The 16,789-nt window shown below is 43.2% G+C and carries 14 protein-coding genes and 1 tRNA gene; 9 read left to right on the top strand and 6 right to left on the bottom strand.

Annotation, left to right across the window (positions count from 1 at the left end; translation table 11 throughout):
• Positions 1-11: 11 nt before the first annotated feature.
• The 3 genes from GD630_RS03435 to GD630_RS03425 all read right to left on the bottom strand — a co-directional run bounded on the left by GD630_RS03435 (position 12) and on the right by GD630_RS03425 (position 2,742).
• Positions 12-230, bottom strand: a complete 219-nt coding sequence (locus GD630_RS03435; RefSeq protein WP_054349996.1) for a DUF3873 domain-containing protein — start codon at positions 228-230, stop codon at positions 12-14.
• Between the two features lie 77 nt (positions 231-307).
• Positions 308-841: an antirestriction protein ArdA gene (locus GD630_RS03430; protein ID WP_054349995.1), complete on the bottom strand. Its 534-nt coding sequence runs from the start codon at positions 839-841 to the stop codon at positions 308-310.
• A 671-nt stretch (positions 842-1,512) separates the two neighbouring features.
• Complete coding sequence (locus tag GD630_RS03425) at positions 1,513-2,742, bottom strand: site-specific integrase (RefSeq protein WP_143868792.1); 1,230 nt, start codon at positions 2,740-2,742, stop codon at positions 1,513-1,515.
• 443 nt (positions 2,743-3,185) lie between these two features.
• On the opposite strand from GD630_RS03425, the gene GD630_RS03420 reads away from it, so the two are divergent.
• From GD630_RS03420 to GD630_RS03385, 8 genes are all read left to right on the top strand, one after another.
• Positions 3,186-4,466 carry a site-specific integrase gene (locus GD630_RS03420; RefSeq protein ID WP_118935547.1) on the top strand — a complete coding sequence of 427 codons (1,281 nt, stop codon included), beginning with the start codon at positions 3,186-3,188 and terminating at the stop codon, positions 4,464-4,466.
• 66 nt (positions 4,467-4,532) lie between these two features.
• On the top strand, positions 4,533-5,825 hold the full coding sequence (locus GD630_RS03415) for a PDDEXK nuclease domain-containing protein (protein WP_005795596.1): 1,293 nt from the start codon (positions 4,533-4,535) through the stop codon (positions 5,823-5,825).
• Between the two features lie 10 nt (positions 5,826-5,835).
• Positions 5,836-6,855 carry a hypothetical protein gene (locus GD630_RS03410; RefSeq protein WP_005795598.1) on the top strand — a complete coding sequence of 340 codons (1,020 nt, stop codon included), beginning with the start codon at positions 5,836-5,838 and terminating at the stop codon, positions 6,853-6,855.
• Between the two features lie 223 nt (positions 6,856-7,078).
• Entirely contained in the window at positions 7,079-7,387 is a 309-nt protein-coding gene (locus GD630_RS03405; protein WP_007842330.1) for a DUF3853 family protein, read from the top strand.
• 14 nt (positions 7,388-7,401) lie between these two features.
• Positions 7,402-8,478: an AAA family ATPase gene (locus tag GD630_RS03400; RefSeq protein WP_009319341.1), complete on the top strand. Its 1,077-nt coding sequence runs from the start codon at positions 7,402-7,404 to the stop codon at positions 8,476-8,478.
• 216 nt (positions 8,479-8,694) lie between these two features.
• Positions 8,695-9,654, top strand: a complete 960-nt coding sequence (locus GD630_RS03395; RefSeq protein ID WP_005795604.1) for a toprim domain-containing protein — start codon at positions 8,695-8,697, stop codon at positions 9,652-9,654.
• 211 nt (positions 9,655-9,865) lie between these two features.
• Positions 9,866-11,269 carry a hypothetical protein gene (locus GD630_RS03390; RefSeq protein WP_004308779.1) on the top strand — a complete coding sequence of 468 codons (1,404 nt, stop codon included), beginning with the start codon at positions 9,866-9,868 and terminating at the stop codon, positions 11,267-11,269.
• A gap of 88 nt (positions 11,270-11,357) precedes the next feature.
• Positions 11,358-11,711 carry a nuclear transport factor 2 family protein gene (locus GD630_RS03385; RefSeq protein ID WP_004308780.1) on the top strand — a complete coding sequence of 118 codons (354 nt, stop codon included), beginning with the start codon at positions 11,358-11,360 and terminating at the stop codon, positions 11,709-11,711.
• A 445-nt stretch (positions 11,712-12,156) separates the two neighbouring features.
• Here the strand turns inward: GD630_RS03385 and lnu(AN2) are convergent, their stop codons facing one another.
• From lnu(AN2) to GD630_RS03370, 3 genes are all read right to left on the bottom strand, one after another.
• Positions 12,157-12,669 (bottom strand): lincosamide nucleotidyltransferase Lnu(AN2), encoded by a 513-nt coding sequence (lnu(AN2), locus tag GD630_RS03380; protein WP_004308783.1) that lies wholly within the window; start codon positions 12,667-12,669, stop codon positions 12,157-12,159.
• Between the two features lie 24 nt (positions 12,670-12,693).
• Positions 12,694-13,899 carry a macrolide efflux MFS transporter Mef(En2) gene (gene mef(En2), locus GD630_RS03375; protein ID WP_005786079.1) on the bottom strand — a complete coding sequence of 402 codons (1,206 nt, stop codon included), beginning with the start codon at positions 13,897-13,899 and terminating at the stop codon, positions 12,694-12,696.
• Between the two features lie 327 nt (positions 13,900-14,226).
• Positions 14,227-14,311, bottom strand: a tRNA-Ser gene (locus GD630_RS03370).
• A gap of 238 nt (positions 14,312-14,549) precedes the next feature.
• Between GD630_RS03370 and pflB the strand changes: the two genes are divergently transcribed.
• Entirely contained in the window at positions 14,550-16,778 is a 2,229-nt protein-coding gene (pflB, locus tag GD630_RS03365) for a formate C-acetyltransferase (RefSeq protein ID WP_007759003.1), read from the top strand.
• Positions 16,779-16,789: the final 11 nt, after the last annotated feature.

Below are 16,789 nucleotides of genomic sequence, written 5' to 3'. Positions count from 1 at the left end.
ATCCCTAAAATTTACTTATTACTCTGTTCTTTTTTCGCTATCCACTCGTCACGTCTGCGGCGGCACTCGTCCAGCGTTTTGGCTACCGTGCTGAATAGTTCGCCGTCCGTGTGGCGGTAGTCATATTGAAAATAAATCTGTCCCCTGAATGCGCCTAAGCAACATTTTACGTATTTTTCTTCTCCCGGTGTTTGGGTGATGCTTACCCCGTTTTTGTTAAGTGACTGCATGATGTCTTATTTTTTTATGGTTATAAACTTGGTTGTTTTTAGCGGGCAGGGCTTTGACACCCCGCCCGGATTGGTTGTTATGCCGCACGGAACACAAAGCCGTCATCAAACCAGTAATCGCACATGAACAGGTCACGGGCAAACTTTTCATAATCGAAATAGGTCTTTGCGAACTCCGGCAGGTCGTAACATTCTTCTATAATTTCATAGGCGAAATCTTCTTCATCGTCATATTCCCCTTGATATTCATCCCGGAAATCACGTACAAGGTCGTCCGCATCTTCCTCGCCTAAATCATGGCTTTTATAGTTGCACCACACGAAAAAGGCTTCCTGCTCGGTGTCGCTCAAATCCTCCACCGCATCACGCAGGGAAAAGAAATTTTCAGAAATCCAGCTTTCGCCGATTAAGCCCTCCGGCACGTTCTCCCAGTCCTGAAACATATATTCCGCATCTTCCTCGTCCTTGTGAAGTTCCCGGCAGGCTTCGTAAAATTCTTCCTTGTCCGAATAATCCGAAAGGTTGAGCCATGCGCCGGACAATGAACCGTTGTTGTACTTGGCGTAAGTGCCTACATAAACGCTTGCTGCTGATAATGTCGTTGCTTCCATATTGCTGTAATTTTTAAGTTTTTAATTTTATGCGGATTCGAGAGGTGAGGAAGTTGAAGTTTCACTGAACTTTTTTCCTGTTTCCCGTAAATCCGACTTTTTTTTTATGCGTCTTCCGGTCGGGTCGGTCGTTTTCGTTTCACATAGGCTCAAAAGGGTAGTGTTTAGAGTTTGCAAAGTTTTGGGCAAAAAATACCTCGCAAGGCAGGGAAGATTTTTTCGCCAAACCGGAACGGCTCGACCTTGCAAAGTCGTGAAAAACACGTAACTACCTTTGCCTATTGAAATGATTAAAACGACTGTCCCGGCTGGGGGACTGCGTAAGAGGAAGATTTACAGATAGGGAAACTGGGGAAAAGTGCCTGTTCTCTTTCATCTTTTAGGGAACACTCCATGCGGGTGGGAAAGGCAAGGGTATGGCAAGTTTACCTTGCGGTACGCTTGTGCGGGTTTCCAACGGCTCTTTTCACGAAATACAGTCAGCCATGCCACGCACGGCTGGCGTTTCGGGGAATGTGCCAGTGGGAAAAGGATATAAAAAATGCGGGTAGTCGGTGGACTGCCCGCAAGGTGAAAGAATGTACTTTATTGGGATATAGTTTGTTAGGTGGAATTTCGTTACCGAAATCGTTACCTGTTCTGTTACCAACAGTATATAGGTAACTAAAAACTCACATGGCGACTTCCTTGTAAATTTTCTCGATGCCGACAAACTTCTTGTCAAGCCCCTGCATATCGCTGCCTATCTTGCTGTTGGTAATGCGGGCGTAAATTTGCGTAGTTTCTATGTTTGTGTGTCCCAGCATCTTGGACACCGTTTCAATGGGTACGCCCTTTGACAACGTGGTGGTCGTGGCGAACGTGTGCCTTGCAAGGTGGAATGTCAGGTTCTTTTTAATACCGCAAATATCGGCAATCTCTTTCAAGTAGGCATTTAGCTTCTGATTGCTGATTACAGGAAGTATCTTGCCGTCCGGCAACTTGCCCTTGTACTTCTTCAAAATCATCTTGGGAATATCCAACAGGGGAACATTCACGTCCGTGTTGGTCTTTACCCGCTTGGTGATTATCCAAAGGTTGCCGTCAAAGGACTTTTGGATATTCTCCTGCCGCAAGTTGGCAACATCACTGTAAGCCAAACCGCAGAAACAGGAAAAGACGAACAAGTCCCTGACGTGTTCCAGCCGTTCGGAAACCATTTTCTTTTTAAGGATAATTTTTATCTCGTCCTCCGTCAAGTAGCCCCTATCCACTTTTTCCAGCCTGATTTTGTAGCTGGCGAACGGGTCACCCACCAGTATGCCGTTGTTGCGGGCAATGATGATGATACGCTTGAAGAACTGCATGAACTTGGCGGTGGTGTTGTAACCGCACTTGCAGGCGGTACGCAAATACAACTCAAAATCGGTAATGAACATTGGGGTAATTTCCTTTATGGATATGTCCGATACGTTGTACTTGCTTTGGATAAATTCAGCGAGGTGGCGGCGGGTCACTTCATACTTGCGGTAGGTCGCTATCGTCTTGGATATGCCCACAAGCTGCTTCACATCGTCATTGTGCTTTTGGAACAATGAAAGGATTGTTTCGTGGCTCTCGCTGTGTCCCAAGAACTCGTTCTTCACTTTCTCGGCGGTCACGTAGTTGTCACGCCGCTGCATTTCGTGGTAAATGGTGTTCAGGGAAGAACGTATGTCGTCCAGCAGGGCGTTTATTCTTCCGGCATCCTTGCCTTTGGCTTTGCCTGCGGCAATGCTCCAGTTACCGGGCTGGATGCTCTGTTTCGTACTGAACTGGCACTGTTTACCGTCAATGGTGATACGTGCCATAATCATTACCTCGCCGTTTTTCTTTTCAGAACCTTTCTTCAAATAAAAAAGAACCTTGAATGTCGATTTCATAACTCACTTTTTTAGTTGCAAAATTACTTTTTACCTCTCGTTTTTGAGTTATGCAGACTATGGACTAATCAAGTCATTATCAGGTCATTTATGGACAAATCGTTACCGTTTTTGTCCGGTGGGGAATAGGTAACGATTTAGTAACGAAACTTTGTCTTTTACCGTACTTTTGAAGTCTTGGAAGCAGGACTTTCGGGCAATAAAAAAAGCCACAAATCATTGATTTGTAGCTTTTTGTCCGTTTGCTGACCATTTCTGTCCAGCACGTTCAGCGGAGAGACAGGCTCTCGAACCTACATATTCAAGAAATATCATAAAATTGCAAATCATTAATAATCAAGCACTATTTGGAGTACATAGTAAATCTAAATCTTTCTGAATATCTTTTGCTATTCCAAATATTGGGTGTATATTTGGGTGTAGAATTTCAAACACACCCAATTATGAATATCAAACGAAACATCATTTTTGCATTGGAAAGCCGGAAGAAGAACGGTGTGCCAATCGTGGAGAACGTGCCTATCCGTATGCGTGTCATATACGCAAGTCAGCGCATTGAGTTTACAACGGGTTACCGCATTGATGTAGCCAAGTGGGATGCTGACAAGCAGCGAGTGAAGAACGGGTGTACCAACAAACTAAAGCAAAGTGCATCTGAAATCAATGCCGATCTGCTGAAATACTATACCGAAATTCAAAACGTGTTCAAGGAATTTGAGGTACAGGAAGCCATGCCCACTACCCAACAGCTAAAGGACGCATTCAACCTGCGGATGAAAGATACAAGTGAAGACCAGGAAGACGTAAAGATAAGTTTTTGGGAGGTATTCGATGAATTTGTAAAAGAATGCGGCAACCAGAATAACTGGACTGAATCCACATACGAAAAGTTTGCAGCCGTTAAAAATCACCTCAAGGAGTTCAAGGAAGATTTAACCTTTGAATATTTCAATGAATTCGGACTGAACGAATATGTCAATTTCCTGCGCGACAAAAAGGATATGAGGAACAGTACCATCGGTAAACAAATGGGATTCCTCAAATGGTTCCTGCGGTGGAGCTTCAAGAAAGACTATCACCAGAATATAGCATACGATACGTTCAAACCGAAATTGAAAACCACCCCCAAGAAGGTAATCTTCCTGACATGGGAAGAACTGAACAGACTTAAAGACTATCAGATACCCAAAGACAAACAGTATCTGGAACGTGTCCGGGATGTTTTCCTGTTCTGTTGCTTTACCAGTCTGCGTTATTCAGATGTTCGCAACCTAAAGAGAAGTGATGTCAAGTCCGACCATATAGAAGTCACCACCGTTAAAACGGCAGATAGTCTGAGTATTGAACTGAACAAGTACAGTAAAGCCATACTTGAAAAATACAAGGACATCCATTTTGAAAACCACATGGTATTGCCTGTTATCAGCAATCAGAAAATGAATGATTATCTGAAAGAACTGGGAGAACTGGCAGAAATTAACGAATCTATACGTGAAACCTACTATAAAGGGAATGAGCGCATAGATGAAGTTACCCCGAAATACGCATTGCTCAGTACTCATGCAGGAAGAAGAACATTCATCTGTAATGCGCTGGCTCTAGGTATTCCGGCACAGGTTGTAATGAAATGGACAGGACACAGTGATTATAAAGCCATGAAGCCCTACATTGACATAGCCGATGATATTAAGGCTAATGCAATGAACAAGTTTAACCAACTATAAAAGTATCAGTCTGTTTCACAGATTATCCATTATTAGAGTTATCTTTGTTAAGTAATAGTTAGTAATATGGAAAATAACAACGAACATAATATAAAGAAAGGTCATTTTGATGCCTTTGTCCATGCTGTCGGTTCGGAAATAGAACAGGCACAAGTCCGGCTCATTACCGCAGCCAATGCCCAGATGTTGTTCCATTACTGGAAAATGGGCAATTATATACTGTACCACCAAAACCTGCATGGCTGGGGTGGTAAAATTATCAAGAAGTTGGCACAGGCAATCAGATTCAATTATCCTGAAAAGAAGGGATATTCGGAGCGTAATCTTACTTATATGTGCCAGTTTGCCCGTTTATATCCGTTAAATGTACTTCGTAGTTTTATTGAAACAGATTCAATACTGTCAGTCCCTAATATTCAAAACATTACTAATGAAGTCCTTAAACTCAACAGCGGGCAATTTACGCAGGAGCTTACTGCGCAAATACAATCAGCTGATAATCAATCTTTAGAAATTACGCAGGAGGTTCCTGCGCAATTTCAGAATGTAGAAAAAACAGTAGCAACCATCTATAAAATAAAAATAGAGGATATAGAAGATTTATTCTTGGCGTCACCGATTGCAAGAATAAATTGGGCAAGCCATATGGTCATACTCAATAATCCGCTACCATTAGGTGTAAGGTATTGGTATATGAAACAATCTGTAGAAATGGGTTGGAGCAGTAATGTGCTGAAAATGCAGATTGAAAGTAATCTGTATGACAGACAAATCAAGAGTAACAAGGTAAACAACTTCACTGCCACACTTCCGGCACCTCAAAGCGATCTTGCCAATTATCTGTTAAAAGACCCGTATATCTTTGACTTGGCAGGAGCAAAGGAAAAGGCTGACGAAAGGGATATAGAAGAACAGTTGGTAAAGCATGTAACCCATTACTTGCTGGAAATGGGTAACGGCTTTGCTTTTGTTGCCAGACAAAAACATTTCCAGATTGGGGACAGTGACTTTTTCGCCGACCTGATTCTATATAATATCAAGCTCCACGCCTATGTCGTCGTGGAATTGAAAGCAACGCCATTCAAACCGGAATATGCAGGGCAGTTAAATTTCTATATCAATGTTGTAGATGATAAACTGAGGGGAGAAAATGATAACAAGACCATCGGTCTTTTGCTGTGCAGGGGTAAGGATGAGGTCGTGGCACAATATGCCTTGGCTGGATATGACCAGCCGATAGGTATCAGCGACTATCAATTGAGCAAGGCAGTACCCGAAAATCTGAAATCTGCCCTACCGAGTATAGAAGAAGTGGAAGAAGAACTGACCTTATTCCTTGACAAGGACAAGAACCCATAATATAAAGTATATGGCAGGAAAGATACAGACGATGATTCCCCAATATGGAGAACTTAACAGAATATACAGAGACTATATAGATAATTACGCTTTTTCTTTTGACAGGCAGAAATTCATATCGGATTTCTATCAGGAGTATAATGACATGAAATCCTTTGAAGCCGCTATCCTTGAACTGGTGCTTGACAAGCAAAAAGAGCAATACACCTTGATACTCAACAGTCTGAAAACTGAAATAGAAAAGAGCATACAGGCTTATGAGATACGCCCGTTAAGTGACAGAGCCATAGAACGTGCTTGCTATCAGCACATGGAAAGGTATTCTCAGGAAATTGAAGCCCAGCTGGATGTTACAAGAAGTCTGAGCAAGCCGCTGAATGAAGCCAACAACAGGTATGATTCCATTGGTTACAGGGAGCATACAGCCGAAGAGGAAAAACAGGCAGAGAAAGAATATGAACGCTGCAAGGCTGAATATGACAGGGAAAAAGCCAAACTGAACAAACTCTATGACCAGCAAAAGGCTACAAGAACAGAGGCATTCCAATATATGAAGAACTGTTGTGCGGACATATACCGTCAAAGCTGCCTTTTTCTGGATATATTGAAGAAATACATTCCTGACGGAAAGCAAGAGAATAAATCAAGCGAGCCAATCAGTCAGCAGGAAACGACAGAAGAACAACAGGAATATTTCAGCATGAAATTACTTTCGCTCATTCATGAGGTGTGCAAAGGAGAACAGTTCGAAGAAATTTCCGCACCAGATTTCTATGCCAATATGAATCTTCACCCCTGCAACTGTAAGCTGAAAATAAAACCGAGAGAGAAAATACGTGTATGCTATCTGATATTCCTGATGAGCGAGAAACTCTCCAAACAGGACAGGGACAAATGGAAAGACAGAATACTGAAACTGCTGGATATTGACGACAGCTACTACAAATCCAAGTACAAGGAGCCTGTTTCAGATTTCCCCAGTGACAGCAACCAAAATTTCGCCAAGGAAATGGAACATATATTCAGATAATCCGTGATATATCCTGATACTTTACGAAAGTTCCACTTTTACCACTCAAAATAATTTTTGAGTGGTATTTTTGTTTTCTGATATTCAATAAGATACAATGATATTCAGTTTGTACCGTCCCCATCCTTACCACTCATAACCCTACCTAATTTTGCATCGTTCGAGAACAGAAATAACAGCCAGTGCGCAGGGCTGATTGTTTAACGACTAAATAGATTGGACGATGACAAATATCCAAGAATTATTATCAAAACCCGTCTGGCAAATGACAGGCGAAGAATTCATATTCCTGAGTAAGCACGCTTCAGGTCAGGCCGAAGCATTGCCGCAACCCGTTACAGACACGGAAAAGAAGTATGTGTACGGAATACTCGGTATAGCCAAACTGTTCGGGTGCAGTCTGCCCACTGCCAACCGCATAAAGAAAAGCGGTAAGATAGACAAGGCGATTACCCAGATAGGGCGCAAGATTATAGTTGATGCAGAACTGGCTCTTGAACTTGCCGGAAAGAAAACAGGAGGACGGAAATAATGGGAGGTATGCTTATGGACTATATGAGAGAAATAAAGGAAATATCTGCAGAACAGGCGATAATCCTTTGGCAAGCCTCACGTCTGAGCCTATCGAAAATCTATGAGAAAGCACCTGAGATTTTAAAAGTGCAAGGTTCGGTCATTGGCACACTGGGCAATTTCAGTGCATCCATAGGCAAAGCCAAAAGTAAAAAGACTTTCAATGTGTCGGCTATTGTAGCCGCCTCATTGAAAAACGGTACGGTACTACGGTATGTGGCAGAACTTCCGGAGAACAAAAGGAAAGTCCTTTATGTGGACACGGAACAAAGCCATTATCACTGCCTGAAAGTCATGAAACGTATTTTACGGCTGGCCGGTCTTCCTGATGACAGGGACAATGAACATCTGGAGTTTCTCGCTTTGAGGAAATACACGCCCGAACAGCGCATCAGGATTGTCGAACAGGCTATCTATAATACACCGGACATAGGGCTTGTAATCATAGACGGCATCCGTGATATGGTATATGACATCAACAGTCCGGGAGAATCGACACGCATCATATCCAAGTTGATGCAGTGGACGGATGACAGGCAAATACACATCCATACGATACTCCACCAGAACAAAGGCGATGAAAACGCAAGAGGGCATATCGGTACGGAGCTGAACAACAAGGCGGAAACCGTTCTTCTCGTGGAAAAGGACAAGAGCAACGGGGATATAAGCAATGTTTCGGCCATGCACATACGTGCAATGGATTTCGAGCCTTTCGCTTTCCGTATCAACGACAATGCATTGCCTGAACTCATAGAGGGGTACAGACCCGAAGCGAAGAAACCCGGAAGACCGGAAGAGGAAAAGTTCGACCCTTACAGGCATATTACCGAACAACAGCACCGCATAGCACTAGAAGCGGCTTTCGGACTGAAAGAGGAATACGGCTACAAGGATCTGGAAACCGCCTTAATCAAGTCTTATATGTCAGTAGGTGTAAAACTGAACCATCAAAAGGCGGTATCACTTATCACCATGCTCCGGAACAAACGGATGATAGTACAGGAGAACGGCAGGAAATACACGTTCAAGCCAGACTTTCACTATTAGACCGTCTAACCTGTAATCACTTCACTTTATTCGGCAGGTCTATATATTAAGGATAAAGCGAAGCGATTGCAGAGAATGTAAAACCGCTTCACTTTATTACCGTATCCTATATATACGAAAATAAAGTGAAGTGATTATACAGACCGTACTTCATAAAAAGGTACGGGCGAAAAGAGAAATAAATATTCCAACCATTATTCAAACACTCATCTTATTATGGATATACAAACAGCAAAACAAATCAGGATAGCGGATTTTCTGTACAGTTTGGGACATTCTCCCGTCAAGCAGCAAGGTATCAACCTGTGGTATAAATCCCCGTTACGGGAAGAGACAGAGCCCTCGTTCAAAATAAATACCGAACGCAACCAATGGTATGATTTTGCAATTGGTAAAGGTGGAAATATCATTGCACTGGCACAGGAACTCTACTATTCCGACTATGTACCTTATCTTCTACAGAAAATCGAGGAACAGACTCCGCACATCCGTCCCGTATCTTTCTCTTTTGGCAAGCAGTCATTTTCCGAACCGAGTTTTCAGGAGTTGGACATTGTACAGCTGACTTCTCCTGCCCTGCTTGCCTATCTACAGGAAAGAGGGATAAACACGGCACTGGCGAAAAGAGAATGTAAGGAAGCCCGTTTCACCCACAACGGCAAACGTTATTTCGCCATTGCTTTTCCGAACATATCGGGTGGATATGAAATCCGCAACCGATATTTCAAGGGATGTATCGCACCAAAAGAAATATCCCATATCAGACAGTCAGGAAAGCCAAGGAGTGCATGTTACGTTTTTGAGGGATTTATGGATTACCTTTCCTTTCTGACCTTAAGACTGGAAAGCTGTCCGCAATCACCCGACTTCGACAGACAGGATTACATAGTTCTTAATTCCGTAGCCAATGTTCCCAAGGCACTCTATCCGTTGGGAAGCTATGAGCGCATCCACTGTTTCTTTGACAATGACCGTGCAGGAATGGAAGCAATACAGCAAATCAGAAAGGAGTATGATGCTACCCGGTATATACGTGACGCCTCGCAAATCTACAGTGGATGTAAAGATCTGAACGAATATTTACAGAAACGAATAGCCGATAGGAAAGAGCAAGCGCAATCTGTCAAAAAGAGGAATGATACACTATCCAAGAAACCGAAAGGCTTCCGGTTATAGCCCACTATAACTACACGCTTCGCTTTCGTAGTTGTGGGCTCTCCCGAGGGGATTAGGGCTTTGCCCTAATGACCCACTCAGGGCGTTTCACCCCTGAGAACCCCGAGCAAAGAGTGACCCTCTCTTTGCAATCTCCGCTTATGGGTTACCCCTAAGAACCCCTCTGCGAAAGCGAGCAAAGTAAATCAATTGTAAACAAAGGAAAGAAGCTATGGCAACAAAATCAAGCATACATATCAAGCCTTGCAACATCGCATCGAGCGAGGCACACAATCGAAGGACTGCCGAGTATATGCGTAATATCGGGGAGTCCAGAATCTATGTCGTTCCCGAACTTTCCACCGATAACGAACAGTGGATAAATCCCGACTTCGGCACTCCCGAACTGCGAACTCATTATGACAATATCAAGCAAATGGTCAAGGAAAAGACCGGACGTGCCATGCAGGAAAAGGAAAGGGAACGCAAGGGAAAGAATGGAAAGATTATCAAGGTGGCGGGATGCTCACCCATCCGTGAAGGAGTATTGCTTATCAGACCGGACACCACACTGGCTGATGTACGCAAATTCGGTGAAGAGTGCCAAAGACGCTGGGGCATCACTCCGCTACAGATTTTCCTGCATAAAGACGAAGGGCATTGGCTGAACGGTCAGCCGGAAGCAGAAGACAAGGAGAGCTTCCAAGTCGGTAACAGATGGTTCAAACCAAATTATCATGCTCATGTCGTATTCGACTGGATGAACCATGAAACTGGAAAGAGCCGAAAGCTCAATGACGAGGATATGGCAACCATGCAGACCCTTGCTTCCGATATTCTCCTGATGGAACGTGGACAGGCAAAAGCTGTCACAGGTAAAGAGCATCTGGAACGAAATGATTTCATCATTGAGAAGCAGAAAGCCGAACTGCAACGTATAGAGGAAACCAAGCGACACAAGGAACAACAAGTAAGCCTTGCCGAACAGGAACTCAAACAGGTAAAAGCAGAGATACGCACGGACAAACTAAAGAAAACAGCCACCAATGCTGCTACCGCCATAGCAAGCGGTGTAGGTTCTCTTTTCGGAAGCGGTAAGCTGAAAGAACTGGAACATCACATCGAGCAGCTACATCAGGAAATTACCAAACGGGACAAAGCTACTGATGAATTAAAAATTCAGATACAACAAATACAGGAACAGCATAGCAGACAAATTCGTAATCTTCAAAGAATACATAATCAAGAACTTGAAGCCAAAGACAAGGAAATATCACGATTGAGCACCTTGCTTGAAAAAGCCCACAAATGGTTTCCCATGTTCAAAGAGATGTTGAGAATGGAAAAATTATGCGCTGTTATCGGGTTTACCAAAGACATGATAGAAAACCTCTTGACAAAGAAAGAATCCATACAATGTAGTGGCAAAATTTATTCCGAAGAACACAGGTGGAAATTTGACATCAAGAATGATATTTTTAGGGTTGAGAAACATCCGATGGATAGTGGTAAGCTTATGCTGACCATAAACCGACAACCCATAGTACAATGGTTTAAGGAACAATGGGAAAAGTTACAGCAGAATCTACGTAACTCGGTGCAGAGAGAGCAAAAATCCAGAGGATTTAGAATATAGAATAGCCTATTATTAATAAAATCAAGTATCTATGCATCCAAACAGATTGTTTTTATTACAGAATCAAAATCCTAAGAATTTATAAAAAATGAAGCCTAAAGAAGTTTTGGAAAAATGGATAGATTGCTTTAACAAAGCAGATGCTTATCATATAGCAGAGCTGTATGCTACTAATGCAGTAAATCATCAAGTCGCAAACGAACCAATAATTGGTAAAGAATCAATCTACAAAATGTTTGTGAATGAATTTGCCACTGCTAAAATGGTTTGTATGGTGGAAAATATTTTTGAAGATGGCGAATGGGCTATCATGGAATGGAAAGACTCTCTTGGACTTCGTGGATGCGGATTTTTTCATGTAAAAGATAACAAAATCGTCTTTCAAAGAGGGTATTGGGATAAACTTTCATTCTTGAAGCAACACAATCTTCCAATTGAATAAGTACTATCAGAATACGGACTGGGAAATTGAAATACCCAGTCCGAGTTATATAATGAATTTTACTTGTTAAACTATTTAAAGTCAGTTGGATAACAAACCATACCTTTCACATTCTCAGTAGCTCCAGGTATTAATTCAGCCACCATGCAATATTCATGAGAGACTTCGAAAGGAAATTCAATTCCTAAATCGATAGCCTTGCGATAGCCAAATCGAGGATAATACTCTTTATGCCCCAATACGACTGCTGTGCCGTAACCCAAAAGTGCTGCCCTCTGATGGGCTTACTGAATCAACATCCCCCCCAATTCCCTTACGCTGGAATTCCGGCAAGACTGCCAATGGAGCTACACTCAGGGATGTGACAGACTGGGTGTCACTATCTATCTTTACTTCTGTAAGTAAGATATACCAGACAATTTGTTTTTCTGTCATTTTCTTGTTCTTATCTAATTGTTAGGCTCATTGTTGTTATACATTGTTTAATTATAGATAAATCGTGAATATCCTTCTCTCTTAAATCGTAGCCCGAATGGAATACTTGTTGCCCTTTTGCAGAAATGCAAGGGATGCTTCTGCCTTCAAAGACTGCTGTTCCAAAATAGTCCGGTTGAAATTCATACCAGCCTCCATCCAAGTCGGCTTGTTTGGAAGTGCCGTCCGCATTCAAGACAAAAGGATGGATATCAATATAGCCTAATTCTTTGCTATACAGTTCCACACGGGTGGGCAACCAATTTGTTTCAATTTGATATCCTCTCTCCTGCAAAAGATCAAGGAGTTGGTCTGTATAATTGGCATCAAAATCAATGTCAATATCTCTATGCAAGCGGGTTTGCTGTCCGTACAAGACATCCACTCCCCAGCCTCCATCCAACCAAAACTGCATGTCCAGGCTTTCCAACAAGTCCAAAACTTGAAATAACTCTGTAATCGTAGTGTGTTCTTTCTTTGTCATATAATAATTCTTTAATAAATAATACTATGCGTAATTATCCAACTGCTTGATTGAAGAAATAAAATTTGCACCCACTCCAATCAGAAAGATAACCCATCCGCTGATCATAAAGACGGATGTGATACCCCATGCTTCCACCCAATATCCTGAAGCTACGATACCCAGCATTGATGGAAAGGTACTCAAACTAAAGATGAGAGAAAAAGTCCGTCCAAGCATGTCCGAAGCCAAGTTCTGCTGAATAATAGCGATGAAAAGCGCATGGTAAATGGAATAGGCTATGCCTCCTGTAAATGTTAGGCAAACAAAACCTATAAATGCGCTTGATGGTAAATAACTGGCGCTAATCAGATACAATCCCAATATCACATAAGCCGTATGCATCACTAATGTTTGCTTGCTTTTCAAAGCCTTACAGGCAAGTACTAAACCGCCCAACAATGCCCCTGAGCCCCAACCCATTTCCACAACTCCCATTTGCAAAATGTTTCCGTTGAAATGCAGAAGCGTCATAAAAGGAAATAACGTAAAAACAGGCATAAGGACAAAAGTCACCAGCGTAAAGCATACGAATAAAGGCAAAATGCCCATTGTACGCCGCAAGGTATGCCAACATTCCGTCAGTTCTTTTTTGAAATCTGGAAGAACTTTCGTTTTTTGAAGAGAAGGAATCTGGACACAAAGTAAGGTCAGACAAGCAGCAACAGCTCCGATCACATCTATGAGCAGAATATACTGTATGGGAAGCCAAACAACGAGGCTTGCCCCTACAACGGGGGCTATCACCTCACTGAAGGATTGAATGGAATGGTACAAACCTGATACCCTGACAAGATGGTGCTTGGGAACCAGTAGAGGGATGCTTGCCTGTAAAGCAGGTGCATGAAACGTACTGCCTATTGAACGACAAGCAGTCAATAGATAAAAAAAAGAAAGGTCTTTATAACCCTTGGTTATCACAATAAAAAGACATAGGGTACAGAACGCGATGAACAAGTCCGAATAAAACATCGTTTTCTTTCGATTCCATCTGTCAACATAGACCCCGGCAAACAAGCCTAATACAAATTGTGGTAAAAATCCAGCTAAAATAGCCAGAGATAAAGCTGTCGGGGATTTAAATTCGTTGCTAATCCAAAAAATAATGGAGAAGCCAACAATCGTACTTGTTAAAATAGATATGAGTTGGCCTATTCCTATCACGGCCAAAGTTGATTTCCAATGATTCATTGTGCTAATATTTCATGCGTTTATAGATAAGTACTTTCGTACATTAAGCAAAACGAAATTCTATCCACACAAAAAACTTGTATTATAATCCACTCCTGACGTTGGAATACAATAACAAATACTTTCAGGACGATGTAAAGTCCTGAAAAATCAAAGTGAATGGATAGATAAATATTAGTCTTTTCTCATCGGATTCTTTTAATATCGCTACTCTTTTATTATGTAGTGGTTGTATTATCTTAAATAAAACAAAAACACCCGACTTTACATTCTTGGGTGCAAAACTGGGTGTTTGTTTTGCAATCTGCTGATTTTCAGCGTTTGTTGCGGAGAGACAGGGATTCGAACCCCGGGAAGTGTTACCTTCAACGGTTTTCAAGACCGCCGCAATCGACCACTCTGCCACCTCTCCAAAACTCCTTTATCAGGAGTGCTTTTCGTCAAAAGCGGTGCAAAGGTACGAAGATATTTCAAATCTGCAAGAGTTTCTCTAAAAAAATCAGCCATCTATTTCCAAAAGATAGCAATTTATAGGTATTTTATGTTGGACAGCATAAAATCAGAGTATATTTATGCTGATTATATGAAAAATGATTGTAACTTTGTGCGCTCTAAAGAAAAGGATAACTACAACCTCTAATTATATCATTATGGAATTAAACAAGATCTTTAAAGACGGTCTTTGGAGCAGCGAAATCAACGTAAGAGATTTCGTAAGTCATAACATCACTCCGTACTACGGAGATGCATCTTTCCTCGAAGGACCTACCGAACGCACAAAAGCCGTATGGAACCGCTGCCTCGAAGCATTGGCTGAAGAGAGAGCAAACAACGGTGTCCGCGCACTGGATAATGTTACCGTATCTACCATCACTTCCCACAAAGCGGGATATATCGACAAGGAAAACGAGCTGATCGTCGGTCTGCAGACAGACGAACTGCTGAAGCGTGCCATCAAACCTTTCGGGGGTATCAACGTAGTAAGCAAGGCGTGTCACGAAAACGGTGTCGAAGTGGACGACCGCGTAAAAGACATTTTCACTCATTACCGTAAGACGCACAATGACGGAGTATTCGACGTATATACAGAAGAAATCCGTTCGTTCCGCTCATTGGGATTCCTCACCGGACTGCCCGACAACTATGCGCGCGGACGTATCATCGGTGACTACCGCCGTATGGCTCTTTACGGTATCGACCGACTGATAGAGGCCAAGAAAGAAGACCTCCGCAACCTGACCGGCCCGATGACCGAATCCCGCATCCGTCTGCGCGAAGAAGTAGCGGAACAGATCAAGGCATTGAAGGATATGAAAGTGCTGGGCGAATACTACGGTCTCGACTTGAGCCGTCCCGCCTATACCGCACAGGAAGCCGTACAATGGGTGTACATGGCTTATCTGGCTGCCGTGAAAGAACAAGACGGAGCAGCCATGTCATTGGGTAATGTTTCTTCTTTCCTCGATATCTACATGGAATATGAATTGAGCAAAGGAACCATCACCGAGTCTTTCGCACAGGAGCTGATCGACCAGTTTGTCATCAAACTGCGTATGGTACGCCACCTGCGTATGCAATCCTACAACGATATCTTTGCCGGCGACCCGACTTGGGTAACCGAATCTCTGGGAGGCCGTCTCAACGACGGACGCACGAAGGTTACAAAGACTTCTTTCCGTTTCTTGCAGACATTGTACAATCTCGGTCCTTCACCGGAACCGAACCTGACTGTACTGTGGAGCCCGGAACTGCCGGAAGGGTTCAAAGAATTCTGTGCTAAAGTTTCTATCGACACTTCTTCCATCCAGTACGAGAACGATGACCTGATGCGTGAAGTGCGCCAGTCGGACGACTACGGAATCGCCTGCTGCGTGTCTTACCAGGAAATCGGAAAGCAGATCCAGTTCTTCGGTGCACGCTGCAACCTGGCGAAAGCCCTGCTGCTTGCCATCAACGGCGGACGTTGCGAGAACACCGGTACGGTAATGGTAAAGAACATCCCTGTACTGACCAGCGACACGCTGAACTTTGAGGAAGTGATGAGTAATTATAAAAAGGTATTGACGGAAATCGCCCGTGTCTACAACGAAGCGATGAACATCATCCACTATATGCACGACAAGTATTACTACGAGAAAGCCCAGATGGCGCTTGTAGATACGAACCCGCGCATCAACCTCGCTTACGGTGTAGCCGGACTCTCCATCGCGCTCGATTCACTGTCGGCTATCAAATATGCGAAAGTAACCGCACGCCGCAACGACATCGGTCTGACGGAAGGTTTCGATATCGAAGGTGAGTTCCCTTGCTTCGGAAATGACAACGACAAGGTAGACCACTTGGGTGTCGACCTGGTATATTTCTTCAGTGAAGAATTGAAGAAACTTCCGGTTTACAAGAATGCCCGTCCTACCCTTTCGCTGCTGACCATCACTTCCAACGTGATGTATGGCAAGAAGACCGGCGCCACTCCCGACGGACGTGCCAAAGGTGTCGCTTTCGCTCCGGGAGCCAACCCGATGCACGGACGCGACAAGAACGGTGCTATCGCTTCTTTGAGTTCCGTAGCGAAACTTCGTTACCGCGACTCTCAAGACGGTATCAGCAACACGTTCTCCATTGTTCCGAAATCATTGGGAGCCACTGAGGAGGACCGTATCGAAAATCTGGTAACAATGATGGATGGTTACTTCACCAAAGGCGCTCACCACCTGAACGTGAATGTTCTGAACCGTGAAATGCTTTATGATGCGATGGAACATCCGGAGAAATACCCGCAGCTTACCATCCGCGTTTCCGGTTATGCCGTAAACTTCGTGAAGTTGAGCCGCGAACACCAATTGGAGGTTATCAATCGTTCGTTCCACGAACGATTTTAGTTGAGAGTTGA

The sequence above is a fragment of the Bacteroides zhangwenhongii genome, from assembly GCF_009193325.2.
GTDB classification, from domain to species: Bacteria; Bacteroidota; Bacteroidia; order Bacteroidales; family Bacteroidaceae; genus Bacteroides; species Bacteroides zhangwenhongii.
The sequence above is the reverse complement of the archived record's forward strand: the minus strand, read 5'-3'. Positions and strand labels throughout refer to the sequence as shown.